This is a genomic window from Candidatus Epulonipiscium viviparus (assembly GCF_030708075.1).
GTDB classification, from domain to species: domain Bacteria; phylum Bacillota; class Clostridia; order Lachnospirales; family Cellulosilyticaceae; genus Epulonipiscioides; species Epulonipiscioides viviparus.
Genome location: NZ_CP117982.1, coordinates 886,814 through 905,387, shown reverse-complemented (window position 1 = coordinate 905,387; position 18,574 = coordinate 886,814). Strand labels below are relative to the sequence as shown.

Here is an 18,574-nt window from a genome sequence, read left to right as displayed (position 1 = left end):
TGAGGATATCTCGGCATCGGCGGTGCAATCTATAGAGCCGACAGGATATGGATATTATGAGCTACGCGCTAAGACCGCACCGATATCGATTGCTTCTGCGTTTTGGTTTAGAGATCCGAAAGTGTCTAAGCAAGAGATTGACATTTTTGAGCAGGTAGGCCGACCGGTAAATGCAAATCGCTTAAATTTGAATGGCAGCTCATATCCTATGAATACGCATTGGTTTAAGGAAGGTACAGATATTTCAAATGGTAGAATTTATAACACTGGCGTAGATTTAACTGCAGATTTTCATATATACGGATTTGAGTGGGATACGTATTACTTGAGATTTTACATTGATGGGGTGTTAGTTCATGAGATCGATAATAGCATAGACTATAAAATTGACGGCTCGCAATATTTGCTATTTGATATGGAAACCAATATTTATGGTAGCAAGCCTCCAGAAAAAGAAGCGTTTGAGTATAAACCAGGTGAGAGAAATCCAGCAGACTATGAAATTGATTATATTAGAGTGTGGCGATCCGATATTCCGCAAGCATCAAAACCAGGAGTGCCCGCGTCGAGAGATAATTTGGATTTAAACACTGCTAAAGTAAAAGCAGGCATCGAGTAATTGGGTAAAATTAGAGGGTGGCGATCCGATATTCCGCAAGCATCAAAACCAGGAGGGCCCGCGTCGAGAGATAATTTAGATTTAAACACTGCTAAAGTAAAAGCAGGCATCGAGTAATTGGATAAAATTAGAGTGTGGCGATCCGATATTCCGCAAGCATCAAAGCCAGGAGTGCCCGCGTCGAGAGATAATTTGGATTTAAACACTGCTAAAGTAAAAGCAGGCATCGAGTAATTGGGTAAAATTAGAGTGTGGCAATCTGATATTCCGCAAGCATCAAAACCAGGAGTGCCCGCGTCGAGAGATAATTTGGATTTAAACACTGCTAAAGTAAAAGCAGGCATCGAGTAATTGAGTAAAAAAGAGAGGTTATAAAATGAGAATAGATAATAATCCGATTAACGAAGTATTAATAGAAAACCCCCAATATTTACCATTAACAGACCCGACTAATATTCGTCAGTGGAAAATGAGTGCAATGTTTTCTGATGAGTTTGATGGCACCGAAATAGATTCTAATAGATGGAGTAATTATCATAGATTTTGGGCAGGAAGGCAACCGTCGGTATTTGATCCCAAAAATGTTTCGGTAAGAGATGGGTCATTGCTGTTAACTTGCACCTGGGAAGATGAACCAACTAATTTGATGATAGAAGCAAATAAGACGGTGCAAGAGGGAGAGAGAATCTATGAGAATATTTCTGCTTGTGCAGTTCAGTCGATAGAGCGTACAGGATATGGATACTATGAATTGCGAGCAAGGACCGCGCCGATATCGATTGCTTCTGCGTTTTGGTTTAGAGATCCGATCGAGTCGAAGCAAGAGATTGATATTTTTGAGCAGGTAGGTCGACCTGTAAATGCAAATCGCTTAAATTTGAATGGTAGTTCGTACCCTATGAATACGCATTGGTTTAAGGAAGGGAAAGATTATTCAAATTGTAAAGTTTATAACACTGGGATCGATTTAAGCCTTTCCCTTCCTTAAACCAATGCGTATTCATAGGGTACGAACTACCATTCAAATTTAAGCGATTTGCATTTACAGGTCGACCTACCTGCTCAAAAATATCAATCTCTTGCTTCGACTCGATCGGATCTCTAAACCAAAACGCAGAAGCAATCGATATCGGCGCGGTCCTTGCTCGCAATTCATAGTATCCATATCCTGTACGCTCTATCGACTGAACTGCACAAGCAGAAATATTCTCATAGATTCTCTCTCCCTCTTGCACCGTCTTATTTGCTTCTATCATCAAATTAGTTGGTTCATCTTCCCAGGTGCAAGTTAACAGCAATGACCCATCTCTTACCGAAACATTCTTGGGATCAAATACCGACGGTTGCCTTCCTGCCCAAAATCTATGATAATTACTCCATCTATTAGAATCTATTTCGGTGCCATCAAACTCATCAGAAAACATTGCACTCATTTTCCACTGACGAATATTAGTCGGGTCTGTTAATGGTAAATATTGGGGATTTTCTATTAATACTTCGTTAATCGGATTATTATCTATTCTCATTTTATAACCTCTCTCTTTTACTCAATTACTCGATGCCTGCTTTTACTTTAGCAGTGTTTAAATCTAAATTATCTCTCGACGCGGGCACTCCTGGATTTGATGCTTGCGGAATATCAGATTGCCACACTCTAATTTTACCCAATTACTCGATGCCTGCTTTTACTTTAGCAGTGTTTAAATCCAAATTATCTCTCGACGCGGGCACTCCTGGCTTTGATGCTTGCGGAATATCGGATCGCCACACTCTAATTTTACCCAATTACTCGATGCCTGCTTTTACTTTAGCAGTGTTTAAATCCAAATTATCTCTCGACGCGGGCCCTCCTGGTTTTGATGCTTGCGGAATATCAGATCGCCACACTCTAATTTTACCCAATTACTCGATGCCTGCTTTTACTTTAGCAGTGTTTAAATCCAAATTATCTCTCGACGCGGGCACTCCTGGATTTGATGCTTGCGGAATATCGGATCGCCACACTCTAATATAATCAATTTCATAGTCTGCTGGATTTCTCTCACCTGGTTTATACTCAAACGCTTCTTTTTCTGGAGGCTTGCTACCATAAATATTGGTTTCCATATCAAATAGCAAATATTGCGAGCCGTCAATTTTATAGTCTATGCTATTATCGATCTCATGAACTAACACCCCATCAATGTAAAATCTCAAGTAATACGTATCCCACTCAAATCCGTATATATGAAAATCTGCAGTTAAATCTACGCCAGTGTTATAAATTCTACCATTTGAAATATCTGTACCTTCCTTAAACCAATGCGTATTCATAGGATATGAGCTGCCATTCAAATTTAAGCGATTTGCATTTACCGGTCGGCCTACCTGCTCAAAAATGTCAATCTCTTGCTTAGACACTTTCGGATCTCTAAACCAAAACGCAGAAGCAATCGATATCGGTGCGGTCTTAGCGCGTAGCTCATAATATCCATATCCTGTCGGCTCTATAGATTGCACCGCCGATGCCGAGATATCCTCATAAATAGCATCTCCGGGTTTCAACTTCTTATTTGCCTCTATCATCAGATCAGTTGGTTCATCTTCCCAAGTGGAAGTTAGCACCAATAACCCATCTCCTACCGAAACATTTTTCGGATCAAATATCGACGGCTGCCTTCCTGTCCAAAATCTATGATAGCCACTCCATTTGGTTGTATCCAACTCGGTACCATCAAACTCATCAGAAAACATTTCACTCATTTTCCACTGACGAATGTTATTAGGGTCCGTTAATGGTAAATATTGGGGATTTTCTATTAATATTTCGTTAGCAGGGTTGTTATCTACTCTCACTCCATAATTTACTTCTTTTTTCGGCAATTCATAAGTTGTCGTTCCGGCGCCTGAGATGCCATACATATTATCTATCACAAATCCATCTCCAGGGCTTGCAGCAAGCTCATAAATACCAAATCCAATCGACTTAATATTGCTAACATCCAAACTTTTATTAGCGAGCCCCACTGGCGTTTCCACGGCCCAAGTCTCTGGTTGCTTAACAAACAAATCTTGAGTTAGCTTAAGAGTATGGCTTGCCTTTCCTGGAACACTCGTGTAGTACATAGCCGTGGTGCCCGCAGCATCTGTGATAAATGCGCGTATTTGAATTGGCTTAGACCCAGGATTATATAAGTCTACTGAGAAAACATCTTTAATCTGCCATCCCTCTGCTGGTGCCTCAAAAACTAGCTTAGTGCTAGTATCATTATTATACTCTCCTTTAGGCAACAAACCTTTGTCAATCGTAAATAATACTGCTTGATCTCCATTAGTAACTCCCGCCCCAGTTACGGTTTTTACGGTAGTGATCTCTTCATTAGAAGAAACAGGTATAAAATCTCCTTCTTCAAATGTAAACCCCGATGTCGGAACTAACTCTTGTGCAGAAACAACTCCGCATGAAGCCGCAAATACGGTCAATATCATTGCTATTTTTTTTGACATATGTAGATCCTCCTTCACATTTTATATATTTTATAATATCATGACATCCCGTTTCTGTCAATATTTTCCTTAACAATAATTACCAATTGCAACTACTAGTTCCATTTATACTTTTCCTCGCAATACCTACAGCGATACGTCTTCTTTTCGCTATCTGTTAGCAAAAATATATGCTCCAGTCCTTGCTCTATAGATGTAACGCAACGCGGGTTCTTACATTTAATCACATTGCTAATTTTATTTGGCAAGCTCAGTTCCTTTTTTTCGACGATTCGCTCATTCTTTATTATATTCACTGTAATATTATTATCAATAAAACCTAGGATATCCATATTGATAGTATCTGTTGGACACTCAATTTTGATGATATCTTTTTTCCCCATTTTATTACTCTTCGCGTTTTTTATAATAGCCACGCAATAGTCGAGCTTCTCCAAATTTAGATACTTATAAATTTCCATGCTCTTCCCCGCCGCAATATGATCTAGCACAAAACCTTCTAGTATTCCGCTCACATTTAATGTATGATTTAGCATCAGTGATCACTTCCCTTTTATTCTATATTTTATTTAGCAATGTCAAGATTAGTGCCATACGCACATATACCCCATACTGCACTTGTTTGAAGTAGACTGCTCTCGGATCGTTATCTACCTCCGGATGAATTTCATTTACGCGCGGTAGCGGATGAAGTACTAGCATATCGTCTTTTGCAAGCTCCATCTTTTTAGCATCTAGAATATAAAAATCCTTCATTCTTACATACTCTGCCTCGTTAAAAAATCTCTCTTTCTGCACTCTCGTCATATATAGCAAATCTAAATTCGGTAATGCTGTATTCAGGCGCTCCTCTTCTACATACTCTATGTTGTTTCGCTTTAGCACCTCCTGTATTATATAATTAGGCAATCGCAATTCCTCCGGAGAAATCAAAACAAATTTTATGTTATTATAGCGCACCAAAGCCTTAATCAGCGAATGCACTGTTCGACCAAATTTTAGATCTCCGCAAAGCCCCACTGTCAAATTATTTAGCCTACCTTTTTCGGCACGAATCGTTAGCAAATCTGTTAGCGTTTGCGTAGGATGCTCATGCCCTCCATCTCCAGCGTTGATCACCGGCACTGCCGAATACTCCGCCGCCACAACTGCTGCCCCCTCCTTCGGATGACGTATCGCTATTACATCTGCATAGCAAGATACCGTGCGCACTGTATCTGCAATACTCTCCCCCTTTGCTGCCGAACTAGCATCTGCACTAGAAAATCCTAGCACCGCGCCTCCCAAATTTAGCATAGCCGCCTCATGACTTAGACGCGTTCTAGTACTTGCTTCATAAAACAGTGTAGCAAGCTTTTTTCCTGATGCCGCCGTGGCATATTGCTTTGGATCTTTCTGTATCGCTGTTGCCAAGTCCAAAATTTTATCTATTTCATGTATCGATAAGTCGAGCGGATTTATCAAATGTTTCATCTGCAATTCCTCCTTTATAAATTTGTACCCATTATAAGGTAAATAATATTATAATGCAATATATTTTTTTTCGACTTAAACCACCTTGAAATATTCTGCTATCATGACGTATCATTAGTTAGTATGTAAAATAAAAGGAGGGCTCTAATATGTTATCTAAAGAAACTCTAAAACAAGTTCTAGAAATGGCACTCAGTACTGGCGGTGATTTCTCAGAAATTTTTGTAGAGGATACAACCAAAAAGTCCATCGTGCTAGTTGCGGGCAAAGTCGATGATATAATTGGCGGTCAAAACTATGGAATAGGCATCCGCGTATGCAAAGATTTCCAAAGCATGTACGCATATACAAACGACGACAGCCTCGAAAGTTTGCTAGATACTGCAAAGAGGGCAGCTGAAGCGCTAAATGGTATCGCCACTTCTGATGCGGCAGTCAATATCAACTTGGTAGAAACGATTCCAACCAATATTCATCCGATATTACAAGTACCCGGCGACGTTGCCGCAACTCACAAGATTGCCAAGCTCAAGGAAGTACATCGAGGTGCCTCAGAATATAGCGACGAAATATCTCAGGTTACCGTTTCATTAGTAGAAATCGACCAAAAAGTTCAGATTGCAAATTCCAACGGACTCCTCACCTCCGATAGACGTATACAAACCCGTGTCACCGCCTCTTCAATTGCTCAAAATGGCAGTGATAGGCAAACTGGCACCGACTCTTTTGGCTCACGTATGGGATTTGAATTAGTCGAAGATCTCGATTTATACGCATTGGGCCGACACACTGCCATAATAGCGACCACCATGTTACACGCCGACTATTGCCCAGCAGGACGAATGCCTGTTGCAATCGAAAACGGCTTTGGCGGAGTTATTTTTCACGAAGCTTGCGGGCACTCTCTCGAAGCCACCTCAGTTGCAAAGGGTAACTCCGTCTTCTGCAATATGTTAGGGCAAAAGATAGCCAACGAAAAAGTCACCGCCATTGACGATGGCACCATTCCAAATGCTTGGGGTTCCCTAAACATAGACGACGAAGGGCATCCTACTCAAAAAAATATTTTAATCGAAAACGGCATTCTCAAATCTTACCTAGTCGACAGCTTTAATGGCCGCAGAATGAATATGCCTAGCTCCGGAAGTGGCAGGCGCGAGTCATATAAATTTGCCCCTACCTCTCGAATGACCAACACGTATATTGCACCAGGAGACGACTCCAACGAAGCGATCATTGCGTCTATAGACTATGGTTTATACGCAAAGAAAATGGGCGGCGGCTCTGTTAACCCAATCACTGGCGAGTTCAATTTTGCTGTTACCGAAGGCTACATTATTAAAAACGGCAAAATCGACCATCCCGTTCGAGGCGCTAGCTTAATAGGCAGCGGACAAGAAGTATTGCTAAATATTGACATGGTTGGATCCAATATTAGCCATGCTCCAGGAATGTGCGGATCCAGCAGCGGTTCTGTTCCTACAAATGTTGGGCAACCGCTTATTAGAGTTCGAGAAATAACCGTGGGAGGTCGTTAAGATGAATATATCAACAATTTTTGAAAAGGCAAAAGAGGCTGGATTTTCTGCCAGTGAAATATATATATTAGAATCGAAACAAAATAGCGTTTCTACTTGTGATGGGGAAATCGATGAGCATCAGATCAGCACTGCCAAAGCAATAAGTTTCAGAGGATTAATCGATAACAAAATGGGCTACGCATATAGCGAAAGAATGGATGATAGCATAATAGACCAGCTGCTACAAACCGCAAAAGAATGCGCAACATTGGTTGAAAAAGATGAGCGAGAATTTATCTACGCAGGAGCCAGCGACTACATCGAGGTCGAGCAATTCGACACCGCTATAGCAGATCTTTCTCCGAAAGAGATTACAGATATGGCACTTCTTCTCGAGAAAAAGCTTGTGAATAAGGTAGAAAAAGTTGAGTCTGCCAATATCGCCACGCAAATATCTAAGATTCATCTTGCCAATTCACGCGGCCTTGATTTATCGTTTAAAAATACCCAAATTGTAGCATATATATTTCCGATACTAAAAGACGGAGATAGCGGTGTTGTGGACAGCTATGCCATTTCTGCCAACACATCTATTGCGTCACTGGATCTCGACAAAGTTGCCGATACTGCACTAAAGAATGTTTCGCGCAAAGTCAACGCTGCAACAATACCGTCTGGATCATACAAAGTCATTTTAGAAAACAAGGCCTTTATCGGTCTACTAAAAGCCATGAAATCTGCCTTCTTTGCCGACGTCATGCAAAAAGGAAAGTCGAAGCTAGCCGGACTTGAGGGCACGGCCATTGCAAGCCTCTGCGTAAACTTAGTAGATGATCCTTATATGGAAAACAGTTCTGCGAGCCGTGGATTTGACGACGAGGGCTTTAAAACTTATAAGAAGTACCTCATTGAAAACGGCATATTTACCGGTTTTCTCCACAACCTCTCCACGGCGCATAAATCTGGCACTCTATCAACCGGCAATGCGAGCAAAGCCAGCGTCACTAGCCCGATTAAAGTTGACGCCAGCAATCTGTACATTGAACCCGGAACTTTATCTGCAGATGAACTCATAGCTATCGCGGCAAACGGTGTCTATATCACAGACTTAGACGGTCTCCACTCTGGTGCAAACAGCATCACAGGCGACTTCTCCCTATCTGCTCGCGGATTGATGATAGAAAACGGCAAGCTTACATCTGCAGTAAAGCAAATTGTGGTATCAGGCAACTTCTTTGATCTATTGCAAGATGTAGAGGCCGTCGCAAACGACTTCGAGATAACTTTTGCTAACGTTGGAAGCCCATCCATACTAATTCGCAAACTTTCTATTGCCGGAAAATAACAATATTAAGGAGAAACCATGAACAAACCGAACGTAATAATAATTTATGCCGACGATCTAGGCTATGGAGATTTGTCCTGCTATGGAGCTATGGATATCGCAACACCAAATGTCGATAAATTGGCCGCAGGGGGAGTTAAATTTAATAATGCATATTCCACTTCTGCAGTCTGCACACCTGCAAGATATAGCTTACTCACAGGCGAATACCCTTTTCGAAATGCCGACACAACGATATTAACAGGCGACGCCAAATGTATTATTGCAGAAGACAAACTCACTCTTGCCAAAGTATTTAAACAGGCCAACTACGCTACCGCGGTGATCGGCAAATGGCACCTGGGTCTTAGCGACGGCACCATCAACTGGAACGAGCCAATTTCGCATACACCAAACGATGTTGGGTTTGACTATTCATTTATTTTTCCGGGCACCAACGATCGGGTTCCGTTAATCTATCTCAAAAACCATGATGTCCTCAACTTTGATCCAGCAGACCCTATAGAAGTATGCTACGAAAACAAATGTCCATACACCGACATAGACACCTATCATCAAAATCCCGAAAAGCGGACCATGGAGTCATCACACGGACATGATAATAGCTTAATCAACGGTGTAGGCAGACTTGGATTTATGAGAGGAGGAGCGAAGGCAACATGGAAAGACGAAGATTTGTGTGATACATTTTTGGAGCAAGCAAAATGTTTTATTGCAGCAAACAAAGACGCGCCATTCTTCTTATTTTATCCTACGCACCAGCCGCACGTACCACGAGTTGCTAGCAAAAAATTTGCCGGAGCCACCAAGCTTGGGCCACGAGGTGATGTTATCGTCGAGTTTGACTATATTGTAGGCGAGGTTGTTGCTACACTCGAAGAAAACAATTTGCTAGACAATACGATAATAATCGTCTCCAGCGACAACGGCCCCGTTTTAGATGATGGGTATCACGACCAATCTCCCGAATTGAACGGCAACCACAGACCGACCGGACCTTTACGAGGAGGTAAATATAGCAAACTCGACGGTGGGGCCAGAATTCCCTTTGTGGTTTACGCCAAAAACGCAACAGCATCTGGCGAATCGAATGCGTTAATCAGCCAAGTAGACATCCTGGCATCTATCGCAGCCTTACTTGAAATTCCTCTTGATACCAACGAGGCTCCCGATAGCCAAAACATGCTCGACGTTTTATTAGGCAAATCAGGCAACGGACGCAGCGAACTTATGTACGAAAGCCATTCCAAACACAAAGTAATTCGCACTAAAAAATGGGCATACCTGGAACCTAGTCCTGGCAAAGCAGTGCAGGAGAAAAAGAATATCGAGCTAGGTCATCTACCAAACGACCAGCTCTACAACATGATATACGACCCGGGGCAGCGCCACAATGTTGCGACCGACTATCCCGACGTCGTTGCTCAACTGAAATCAGATTTAGCGGCAATACTAGCCAGTAGCCAGACTCGAAATTAATTTTTTGCTATTCCACGACCACGCAACCGTGGGGTAGCTATTTTAAGGCATCTTCATTTTCATCGCTATGATCTTGGCAACCTCATCCATATACATCTGCGGATTTACCTTAAACTTATCTAACGTTTCGCTCTCTAGCAAAATTCTAGCAATCGTCTTGCGCTTCAAATTGGTCTTTCTTTGCAAAAATGTTATTATATCTGGCAACCTCGTTATCTCATCAGCAATTACCACTATCTGCACTACTTGTGGCACCCACGCTTCTCCTGGAATTATCTCCCCTTTATTTCGCCTCAATTTTGGCATCTCGATATTCATCTTCTGCATCTCACACACGCATTGCTGCACTAACCCCATCGATCCTTCTAGCAATAATCTATAAATTGGCCTAATGCTTCGCCGCCTTAAATTTTTACAATAACTTCTATTTTTAACATTTACGCTTTCTCTTAACTCACTTTGTAATGCGCCAGCAAAAGACTCATAGCTTTCATTTGCGATTACGGTTAAGGTATTATACTTCATATCATTTACTCGTTCACCCGCCTGATTTACACAAAGCCGCATCCCGCGCCCAATTTCTTGCCGTTTCCTGATTAAAGATTTTGTATTACCGAGCGTACAAATTTGAAATACATTTGGATTGTCCCATCCTTCTCTTAGCGCAGAGTGCGAAAATATAAACCTCAACTTGCTATCCAAACTTAGTAGCTTTTCTTTATCTTGCATAATCAGCGCATATACCGCTTCAGCCGCCTTAATTCTTTTGTCCACGGCAAAGTATCCGCCATGTGCAGCTTCTGCATCAGCTGCCAACCCACGATACTTCGGCATAGCTAGCCATTTATTATACTCCTCCTCAAAAATCACCGCATACTTTCCTTTGATAGAATCACCCTGAGCATTATATGATCGATAATTCGCGACCTTGTCTATAAAAAACAGGCTCAACACTTTGATATCCTTAAATTTCAGTTCTTTATCTAGATGCTCTTTAATAGTCTGCGAGATTTGCTCTCTCTTAATCACCTCCTCCGCAACATCACCAATTGCCTCATGCAAAAATATTTTTTCTGCTCTCGCTTCAAAGTCAATCCACTCTTCATCTGTTTTGGAGCAAATATCTTTAACAATATACCCCCGATAAACTTCTCTTTTGCCAGACTTTATATATAAATCCGTTGCTTGCCTGACCACCACAGTCTTTCTCAAAATTTTATTACTCTTTTGGCAATCGATCTCCACCTGCGCTGTAATATTTCCCATTTTATTTCGCACGGCAATCAGTTTAATATATGCTTGATTATGGTCATCTACAGATTTTACCCCCACCACATCGACGCGTTTTACCAACTTTTGCTCATACGCAGTGCGGGCATCTAGCTTGTATATACAGTGATTTTTCTCCTTATGCGTTGCCGAATAATTTAGAGTACACAGCGGATTCAACTTGGCAAGTGCCTGCTTTGCAAGAGGAGTATTCATCATAGTTTGCGGTTCATCAACTATCACAATTGGCCTTGTTGTTGCAATCAAATCTATCGGGCTCATTCCATTCATCTTATCGCGCCTACCATAAATCACATTCTCTTTGCTTTTGTTAAATGCAGCTATATTGATAATCATAAGATTTAGCTCTACCGCCGATGCAAAGTCGTATACCTGATCCAAGTTGCGACTATCATATACAAAATGCGAATATGGTATATTTTTATAGATCATAGCAAAGTGATTTTTTAGCATTTCCAGCGACTTGCAAACCCCCTCCTTTATTGCAATCGATGGGACTGCAATAACAAACTTATTAAATCCGTACGCATTATATAATTCGAATATCGTTTTTAAATATACATACGTTTTGCCGGTACCAGTTTCCATCTCTATGTCAAACTTCTGGGTAATCAAAGCGTCATCTACAGCCAGCCCATTGCGATACTGAATAGCTTGCAAATTTTTGAATATTGCATCTTCCGATAATTGCAAACAGTTTGTAGTCGTTGCCAGTTCGGTTGTATTATTAGCGGCTTCATATCCATCAAACAAATCCACTACTGCAGCCACGGCCTCCGTCTGATGCTCTAAGTTATTCTTAAATTTAATTTGCATGACGATCGCTCCTTATATAAAAATTATTTCGTCGATTTCATGAATTTGCAAATATTCTCTAAATTCCATCTTGTCATTATCCGTTGCAAACCCATTGTCTCGCACGACTATTTTCACTAAGTTTGGAACAAGCTTTAGCAACTCCGCCGCCACAGCCTTGTTTAACCCCTCTCCCAAACAAATCAATAGCTTTCCGGCGTCTAGCGCATATGCGCTCGCCATTTCAATCTCCTCTATTTCGCTCGTTAGCGCCAAACCATTTTTTAATGCAATCTCATATACAATATCTAGGTCGCTTCTACCTGCAACAAACGGCTTCCAGTTTTCTTCCAATTCTTCGATTATCTTTGCTTTTATATTATCCGCCGTTGCAGTCCATTGTTCTATATTAGAGCTATCCAGTTTGAATACCCTAAATCCGATATCCAGATCAGTAGCAGTTTCTTGGATTTGATCACCAGTTCGCCTGATTCGTTCTTTACCAATTTCACAAATATTTTTGTAACCTTTTTTATATGCTACACTTCTTTTAGCCGTCGCCTCAGGCAGTTGTATCATCATAAATTTACGAGTGCCACCATCATCTGCATTGAGTTGCATTACAGCATGCGCCGTTGTCGCTGAGCCGGCAAAAAAATCCAAAATTATGTCATCTTGATTAGTCGCAAACTTCATCAATCTACTAATTAGCGACATCGATTTGGGGTTTTCAAAAACATTTTTGCCCAGCAGTGCGTTTAAATATTTCGTCCAGTACCGATTGTCTTCATAATAATAGCTCCTTAATAGTTCTGTGGCAGTCTCTAATCTTTTTTTAATCTTCGGAATAACCGCTTCCGTTTCTCCCCATTCCACATCGCCAGTTTTCTTTGCATTTATAAAAGTGGCTTCGGGCCATCTGTAACCATAATCTGGCTTGCGGCATACCTTTTTTGTAACAGGATGAATGATATCAAATGTGTATCCACCGGGCTTAGTATTAGATGCGTTTCCGGGATAATAGACTCCCTTATCATCAACCCTAGAATAATGCGCTACTCCTTTTAACGCAGCTACATTTTTCTTTATCCATACTTTTAGAGATGCCTGAATTGCTGCTGTATTATTCTTATACTTTGCCTTCAACTTATCGTATTGCGCCTGAATCATTGCAGCTTTTTCGGATTTGATTACCCACGCTGGCAACTTTTTCCTATCCCTCGCATAGCAAATAATATATTCATGATCCATTGCAATTTGACCCGAATTATTATCCGTTGAAGTTTGCCAGATTATCTCACCCACAAAATTGTCTTCTCCAAAAATCTCATTGCAAGTCTTCTTAAGATTTACAACTTCTCTAGCATCAATGCTAATAAATATTATCCCATCTTTTGTTAACAAATTCCTGGCCAACTTAAGTCTAGGGTAAATCATCCTCAACCAATTGCTATGAATTCGGCCCTCTACTTCAATATCAGTTTGTACTCTATGTCCCTCGTCATCAACCTGCTGTGTTTGTCGCAAATAATTCTGTATATTGTCCTTATAATCATCTGCATAAACAAAATCATTGCCCGTATTATACGGTGGGTCGATATAAATCATCTTTATCTTGCTATAATATGACTTTTGTAGCAACTTAAGGACTTCAAGATTATCTCCTTCGATATATACATTTTTAGTATTTTCCCAATTTTTACTTTCACTTTTGCACGGTCTAAGTGTCGCGGTCGATGGGGTTTGAGCTAGTCGCATAGCTTTTGCTTTTCCGTTCCAAGTAAAATTGTATCGTTCATCATCGTCAGCTATATATTCACCCAAGGCTGCCTTAAGTTTTTCAAAGCTTAAAGTACCCCCCCCTCCTACAAAAATTTCTGGAAATATCTCCTTTATCTTAGCAATATTATCAGCAGTAGCATCTGCCACCTTTACATTAAATGTACTTATCTTCATTTATTATCCTCCTAATATTACACCTTTTCATTCCCTAACTGCAGGAAAGCAATATATAATTTATTCACTTCATCTACCCCCCCCCCTAAATTTGCGATATTTATTTGCTATGTATATAATGTCTCTACATATCTGCAATAAAAAAAAATCCCTCCAGTATTTCAGAGGGATTGACTACATTGTTCTCCTAAACTCTAAATGCACGCTTTCTATCTTGCTCAGTCAGATGTCTTTTACGCAAGCGAATATTTTCTGGTGTTATTTCTACTAACTCATCATTCTCGATAAACTCAAGCGCTTCCTCTAGCGAAAATACCCTAGGAGGTGTTAATTTCACTGAGTCATCCGATCCCGAAGCACGAGTGTTAGTCAGCTTTTTCGTTTTACATGGATTAACTGTCATATCTTCTTTGCGAGAGTTTGATCCAATAATCATACCTTCGTATACATTAACCGAAGGCTCCACGAACAATGTCCCGCGTGATTCTAAACTATTCAAAGCATAAGCCACGGTCACGCCCTGCTCTCCTGCGATTAACGCGCCATTTTGCCTTTTAGGGAGCTCACCAACAAACGGCATATATCCTTCAACACGCCTAACCATTGTGGCCTCACCTCTCGAGTCAGTAATTAATTCGCTTCTAAATCCTAGAAGCGCACGAGTTGGACACAGATACTCTATTCTCATATAACCATTTTCTGGCTCCATAGACTGCATTTCTGCTTTTCTCATATTCAACTTATTAATTACTGTTCCCGAATACTCCTCTGGCAAAGTAATAATTACTCGCTCCACAGGCTCCAACAATCTGCCGTCTTCGCCTCTTTTCATTATAACCTCAGGTTTTGATACCCCAACTTCGTATCCTTCGCGACGCATATTTTCTATTAATATTGAAAGATGCAGTTCGCCACGACCAGAAACTGTGTATCCATCTGTTGTCTCCATAGGCTTAACTTTCAACCCTACATTAACTTCTAATTCTTTTTCCAAACGCTCTTTAATATGTCTGGTTGTAACAAACTTTCCGCTAAGCCCTGCAAACGGAGAGTCGTTTACCAAAAAATTCATGGTAAGCGTTGGCTCTTCTATATGAATAGGCTCCATAGGCACAACTTTACCAACTTCTCCAATAGTTTCTCCAATCGATATATCTGCTATTCCAGAAATAACCGCGATATCTCCACTCGTTACCTGCTTTTGTGGAACCTGCTTTAACCCTTCATAAGACATCAATCGGCTCACTTTGCCCATCCTCAAATTTCCTTGATTATCTGCAATTTGAATAGGCATTCCTTCTTTTATAATACCTTTATACACACGCCCGATTCCCAAGCGCCCAATATAATCATCATACGCAAGCGCGCTAATTTGCATTTGCAGTGGCGCATCATCTTGCTTTTTGTATTCTCCCACTTGTTTAATAATTGTCTCTAGCAATGGCTCTATGCTGTTTGATACTTCATCTAACTCGTATTGAATTATCCCCTGCTTGCTAATACCATACAAAATTGGGAAGTCGCACTGTTCATCTGTTGCGTTTAAATCCACAAACAAATCGAATGTCATATTGACGAAGTCGCACTGTTCATCTGTTGCGTTTAAATCCACAAACAAATCGAATGTCATATTGACGACTTCTTCCGCTCTATTGTTTGGCTTATCTATTTTATTAATAACTAAAATTGGCTTTAACCCCAACTCCAGCGATTTTTGTAACACAAATCTTGTTTGCGGCATAGGCCCTTCCATACAATCTACAAGCAATATAACCGTATCCACAGTCTTAATTACTCTTTCCACTTCTGACGAAAAGTCGCTATGCCCCGGAGTGTCCACAATATTTATTTTATAGTCCTTATATCTAATCGAGCAGTTTTTTGAATAAATCGTGATGCCTCGTTCTCTCTCTATAGAGTCATTATCCATCACACAATCGACAACCTCTTCATTATCTCTAAAAACTCCATTTTGAGTCAAAAAGGCAAATATTGCCCCACCACAGCATCCTCGCTGATTAGCAAATTTATAAATCCTGCAGAAGGATATATCACATCTCCAAAGTATCCTTTCTCCACCGCCCCGCGCGTAGTTTTTCGTTCCGTTCCCGGCTGTGGCACTGCAACATAGAGCACATCATCTTTCTCCTCAACTGCGTATAAGTGATCGTGCCCATGAAAAACTGCGTCCACCTGGTGCTCCACCAACAACGAATGTATCGGCATCGCAAAGTCTGGTCGATACTCCTTAAACTCTTCTTCGCCATGCGCATTCTCGCCACCCCATTCATACAGATGCGCAATACTCACTCCGCCTCTTCTCTCATTTCTTTTTCCGCCTAGCAGATTATGAATAAACACAAATTTATTTTCCTCGTCACTTTCTTCTAGAACTTCTTCTAGCCACATATACTGCTCTGCTCCTAGCGTATCGTTCCATCCATTTCTAGGCTCTGCCAATGCCGAATACGCGTCCAAAACTATAAACAAACTCCCGCCTTCTTTTACAGCATAATAGTTTGCAGTTTCTGTATTTCCGTTAGCACTATGATTAGGAAAATATTCATTTCTCACCATCTGAGCCTGCGCTTGCTTATTTGGCATAAACCCCATCTCGCCATCATGATTTCCAGTCACCAAATACATCGGAATGCCTTGTAGCGGCTTCAATCTTTGCTGTACCGAAAATGCCTGATTTGCCATATCGCTATTTATACATTCTCCCAGCATTAGCGTATCTCCCAAGTCTATAATCAATTCGGGATCTTTGCTTACGATATTTTCGAACGTTTGATCTATCACTGCGGAGTTCGTCTTCACATCAAAATGCATATCTCCTCCTAAATATTTTTTCTACTATTATAATGTATCACCCATATAAAATACAGTCCAAATATAAAAAAGAGGCCCTCGCCCCTAAATCGCGAAGTCCTCCACTTCTGCAAGTAATAACTTTACTATCTCTTCTGCAACCTGGTCATCTAGCTCATCTTCTAGTTCATCCATTGTTTCGGAAATGTCCACAACCGATAATCCCTGTGCATCAAACGAGTTTTTCAATTCATTAACCATCTTCAGCGCCTCATCTTCATCTGCACCTGCGTCCACCAGCTTTTCACCAATTTTTTCCATATAATATCGCACTTCCTCAGGGGCCAAATAGTATTTCGTCAAATATTTCCTTGCATTCACTATAATGGCTACAATTTCCTTATTACTAAGTTCTGTATTAAGTAAAAATTCAGGCACCGCTCTATACACAACTTCCTCTTCGATTATTTCATCTATTTCATCTGCCGCCGTGGTTGTTGCCATCCCAATTGAGATTACACTAGCAACTGCTAATACTAATAATTTTTTCATTTCAATCGCTCCTTTTAATTTGTTTTGATTTGCTGTTGCCTCTTACACTTTTATTATATTGCAAGAGGCTGTGGGATTTCTACCGTCAATTATACGCAACTTATACGCAATTTCTGTTGCTACCTTATTATTTATCTTCACGCTTAATTTTGCCTGATTCTATCTTTGCTCTCACTTCTTCTGGTGACAAACCTTTTGCTTCGATGTTGGCTTTGCGCTCTGCCGCCTCTTCTTTTGTGATGCCTTTTGCTTCGAGGTTAGCTCTGTGCTCTGCCGCCTCTTCCTTTGTCATGCCTTTTGCTTCGAGGGTAGCTCTGTGCTCTGCCGCCTCTTCCTTTGTCATGCCTTTTGCTTCGAGGTTGGCTCTGAATTCTGCTGCCTCTTCCTTTGTAATGCCTTTTGCTTCCAGGTTAGCTCTGCGCTCTGCCGCCTCTTCCTTTGTCATGACTTTTGCTTCGAGGTTAGCTCTGCGCTCTTTCATTTCTTCCGTAATCTTTACTCCTGCCTCTTTTGCAAATGTAACCACGCCTGTTGCTCCCATTGTCATAACTCCTGCTATCGCCAATACTAACAATTTTTTCATTTTAATCTCTCCTTCTAATTTGTTTTGATTTGCTGTTGCCTCTTACACTTTTATTATATTGCAAGAGGCTGTGGGATTTCTACCGTCAATTATACGCAAACTTATTCGCAATTTCTGTTGCTACCTTATTATTTTTCTTCACGCTTAATTTTTCCTGCTTCTATCTTTTCTCTCACTTCTTCTGGTGACAAACCTTTTGCTTCGTTGTTGGCTTTGCACTCTGCTGCCTCTTCCCTTGTAATGCCTTTTGCTTCCAGGTTAGCTCTGCGTTCTGCTGCCTCTTCCCTTGTCATGCCTTTTGCTTCGATGTTGGCTTTGCACTCTGCTGCCTCTTCCTTTGTAATGCCTTTTGCTTCCAGGTTAGCTCTGCGCTCTGCCGCCTCTTCCTTTGTTATGCCTTTTGCTTCGAGGTTAGCTCTGTGCTCTGCCGCCTCTTCCTTTGTCATGCCTTTTGCTTCGAGGTTAGCTCTGCGCTCCTTCATTTCTTCCGTAATCTTTACTCCTGCCTCTTCTGCAAATGTAACCACGCCTGTTGCTCCCATTGTCATAACTCCTGCTATCGCCAATACTAACAATTTTTTCATTTTAATCTCTCCTTCTAATTTGTTTTGATTTGCTGTTGCCCTTTACGCTTTTATTATATTGCAAGAGGCTGTGGGATTTCT

16 protein-coding genes are annotated in these 18,574 nt (G+C 40.9%); 5 read left to right on the top strand and 11 right to left on the bottom strand.

Going from position 1 to position 18,574, the window contains the following annotated elements:
* The coding region (locus tag PCY70_RS03495; protein WP_305768459.1) for a family 16 glycosylhydrolase at positions 1-619 on the top strand (619 nt) is incomplete at its 5' end.
* 376 nt (positions 620-995) lie between these two features.
* Positions 996-1,607, top strand: a complete 612-nt coding sequence (locus tag PCY70_RS03490; RefSeq protein WP_305768458.1) for a LamG domain-containing protein — start codon at positions 996-998, stop codon at positions 1,605-1,607.
* Here the strand turns inward: PCY70_RS03490 and PCY70_RS03485 are convergent.
* The 4 genes from PCY70_RS03485 to pyrB form a co-directional block, all read right to left on the bottom strand.
* The gene (locus tag PCY70_RS03485) at positions 1,534-2,145 is read right to left on the bottom strand and encodes a LamG domain-containing protein (RefSeq protein WP_305768457.1); all 612 of its coding nucleotides are present in this window, start codon (positions 2,143-2,145) and stop codon (positions 1,534-1,536) included. The two genes, PCY70_RS03490 and PCY70_RS03485, sit on opposite strands and share 74 nt — an antisense overlap.
* A gap of 376 nt (positions 2,146-2,521) precedes the next feature.
* On the bottom strand, positions 2,522-4,105 hold the full coding sequence (locus PCY70_RS03480) for a family 16 glycosylhydrolase (RefSeq protein ID WP_305768456.1): 1,584 nt from the start codon (positions 4,103-4,105) through the stop codon (positions 2,522-2,524).
* A gap of 95 nt (positions 4,106-4,200) precedes the next feature.
* Positions 4,201-4,641, bottom strand: coding sequence for an aspartate carbamoyltransferase regulatory subunit (locus PCY70_RS03475; protein WP_305768455.1), 441 nt, complete (start codon positions 4,639-4,641; stop codon positions 4,201-4,203).
* Between the two features lie 22 nt (positions 4,642-4,663).
* A complete protein-coding gene (gene pyrB / locus PCY70_RS03470; RefSeq protein WP_305768454.1) occupies positions 4,664-5,578 on the bottom strand; it encodes an aspartate carbamoyltransferase in 915 nt (304 codons plus the stop codon).
* Positions 5,579-5,727: 149 nt separating this feature from the next.
* Here pyrB and PCY70_RS03465 point away from each other — a divergent pair, with 149 nt between their 5' ends.
* The 3 genes from PCY70_RS03465 to PCY70_RS03455 are packed head-to-tail and all read left to right on the top strand — an operon-like array spanning position 5,728 to position 9,922.
* On the top strand, positions 5,728-7,116 hold the full coding sequence (locus PCY70_RS03465; protein WP_305768453.1) for a TldD/PmbA family protein: 1,389 nt from the start codon (positions 5,728-5,730) through the stop codon (positions 7,114-7,116).
* Between the two features lies 1 nt (position 7,117).
* A complete protein-coding gene (locus PCY70_RS03460) occupies positions 7,118-8,443 on the top strand; it encodes a TldD/PmbA family protein (RefSeq protein ID WP_305768452.1) in 1,326 nt (441 codons plus the stop codon).
* Positions 8,444-8,461: 18 nt separating this feature from the next.
* Complete coding sequence (locus PCY70_RS03455; RefSeq protein WP_305768451.1) at positions 8,462-9,922, top strand: sulfatase family protein; 1,461 nt, start codon at positions 8,462-8,464, stop codon at positions 9,920-9,922.
* Between the two features lie 42 nt (positions 9,923-9,964).
* Here the strand turns inward: PCY70_RS03455 and PCY70_RS03450 are convergent, their stop codons facing one another.
* The 7 genes from PCY70_RS03450 to PCY70_RS03420 form a co-directional block, all read right to left on the bottom strand.
* Positions 9,965-12,028: a DEAD/DEAH box helicase family protein gene (locus PCY70_RS03450; protein WP_305768450.1), complete on the bottom strand. Its 2,064-nt coding sequence runs from the start codon at positions 12,026-12,028 to the stop codon at positions 9,965-9,967.
* A 12-nt stretch (positions 12,029-12,040) separates the two neighbouring features.
* Positions 12,041-13,963, bottom strand: a complete 1,923-nt coding sequence (locus PCY70_RS03445) for a site-specific DNA-methyltransferase (protein ID WP_305768449.1) — start codon at positions 13,961-13,963, stop codon at positions 12,041-12,043.
* 187 nt (positions 13,964-14,150) lie between these two features.
* Positions 14,151-15,944, bottom strand: a complete 1,794-nt coding sequence (locus tag PCY70_RS03440; protein WP_330697042.1) for a GTP-binding protein TypA/BipA — start codon at positions 15,942-15,944, stop codon at positions 14,151-14,153.
* Positions 15,941-16,795 carry a metallophosphoesterase family protein gene (locus PCY70_RS03435; protein WP_305768448.1) on the bottom strand — a complete coding sequence of 285 codons (855 nt, stop codon included), beginning with the start codon at positions 16,793-16,795 and terminating at the stop codon, positions 15,941-15,943. The genes PCY70_RS03440 and PCY70_RS03435 overlap by 4 nt, the downstream gene beginning before the upstream one ends.
* A gap of 84 nt (positions 16,796-16,879) precedes the next feature.
* Positions 16,880-17,326 carry a hypothetical protein gene (locus PCY70_RS03430; protein ID WP_305768447.1) on the bottom strand — a complete coding sequence of 149 codons (447 nt, stop codon included), beginning with the start codon at positions 17,324-17,326 and terminating at the stop codon, positions 16,880-16,882.
* 127 nt (positions 17,327-17,453) lie between these two features.
* Entirely contained in the window at positions 17,454-17,909 is a 456-nt protein-coding gene (locus PCY70_RS03425; protein ID WP_305768446.1) for a hypothetical protein, read from the bottom strand.
* 128 nt (positions 17,910-18,037) lie between these two features.
* The gene (locus tag PCY70_RS03420) at positions 18,038-18,493 is read right to left on the bottom strand and encodes a hypothetical protein (RefSeq protein WP_305768445.1); all 456 of its coding nucleotides are present in this window, start codon (positions 18,491-18,493) and stop codon (positions 18,038-18,040) included.
* Between the last annotated feature and the right edge of the window lie 81 nt (positions 18,494-18,574).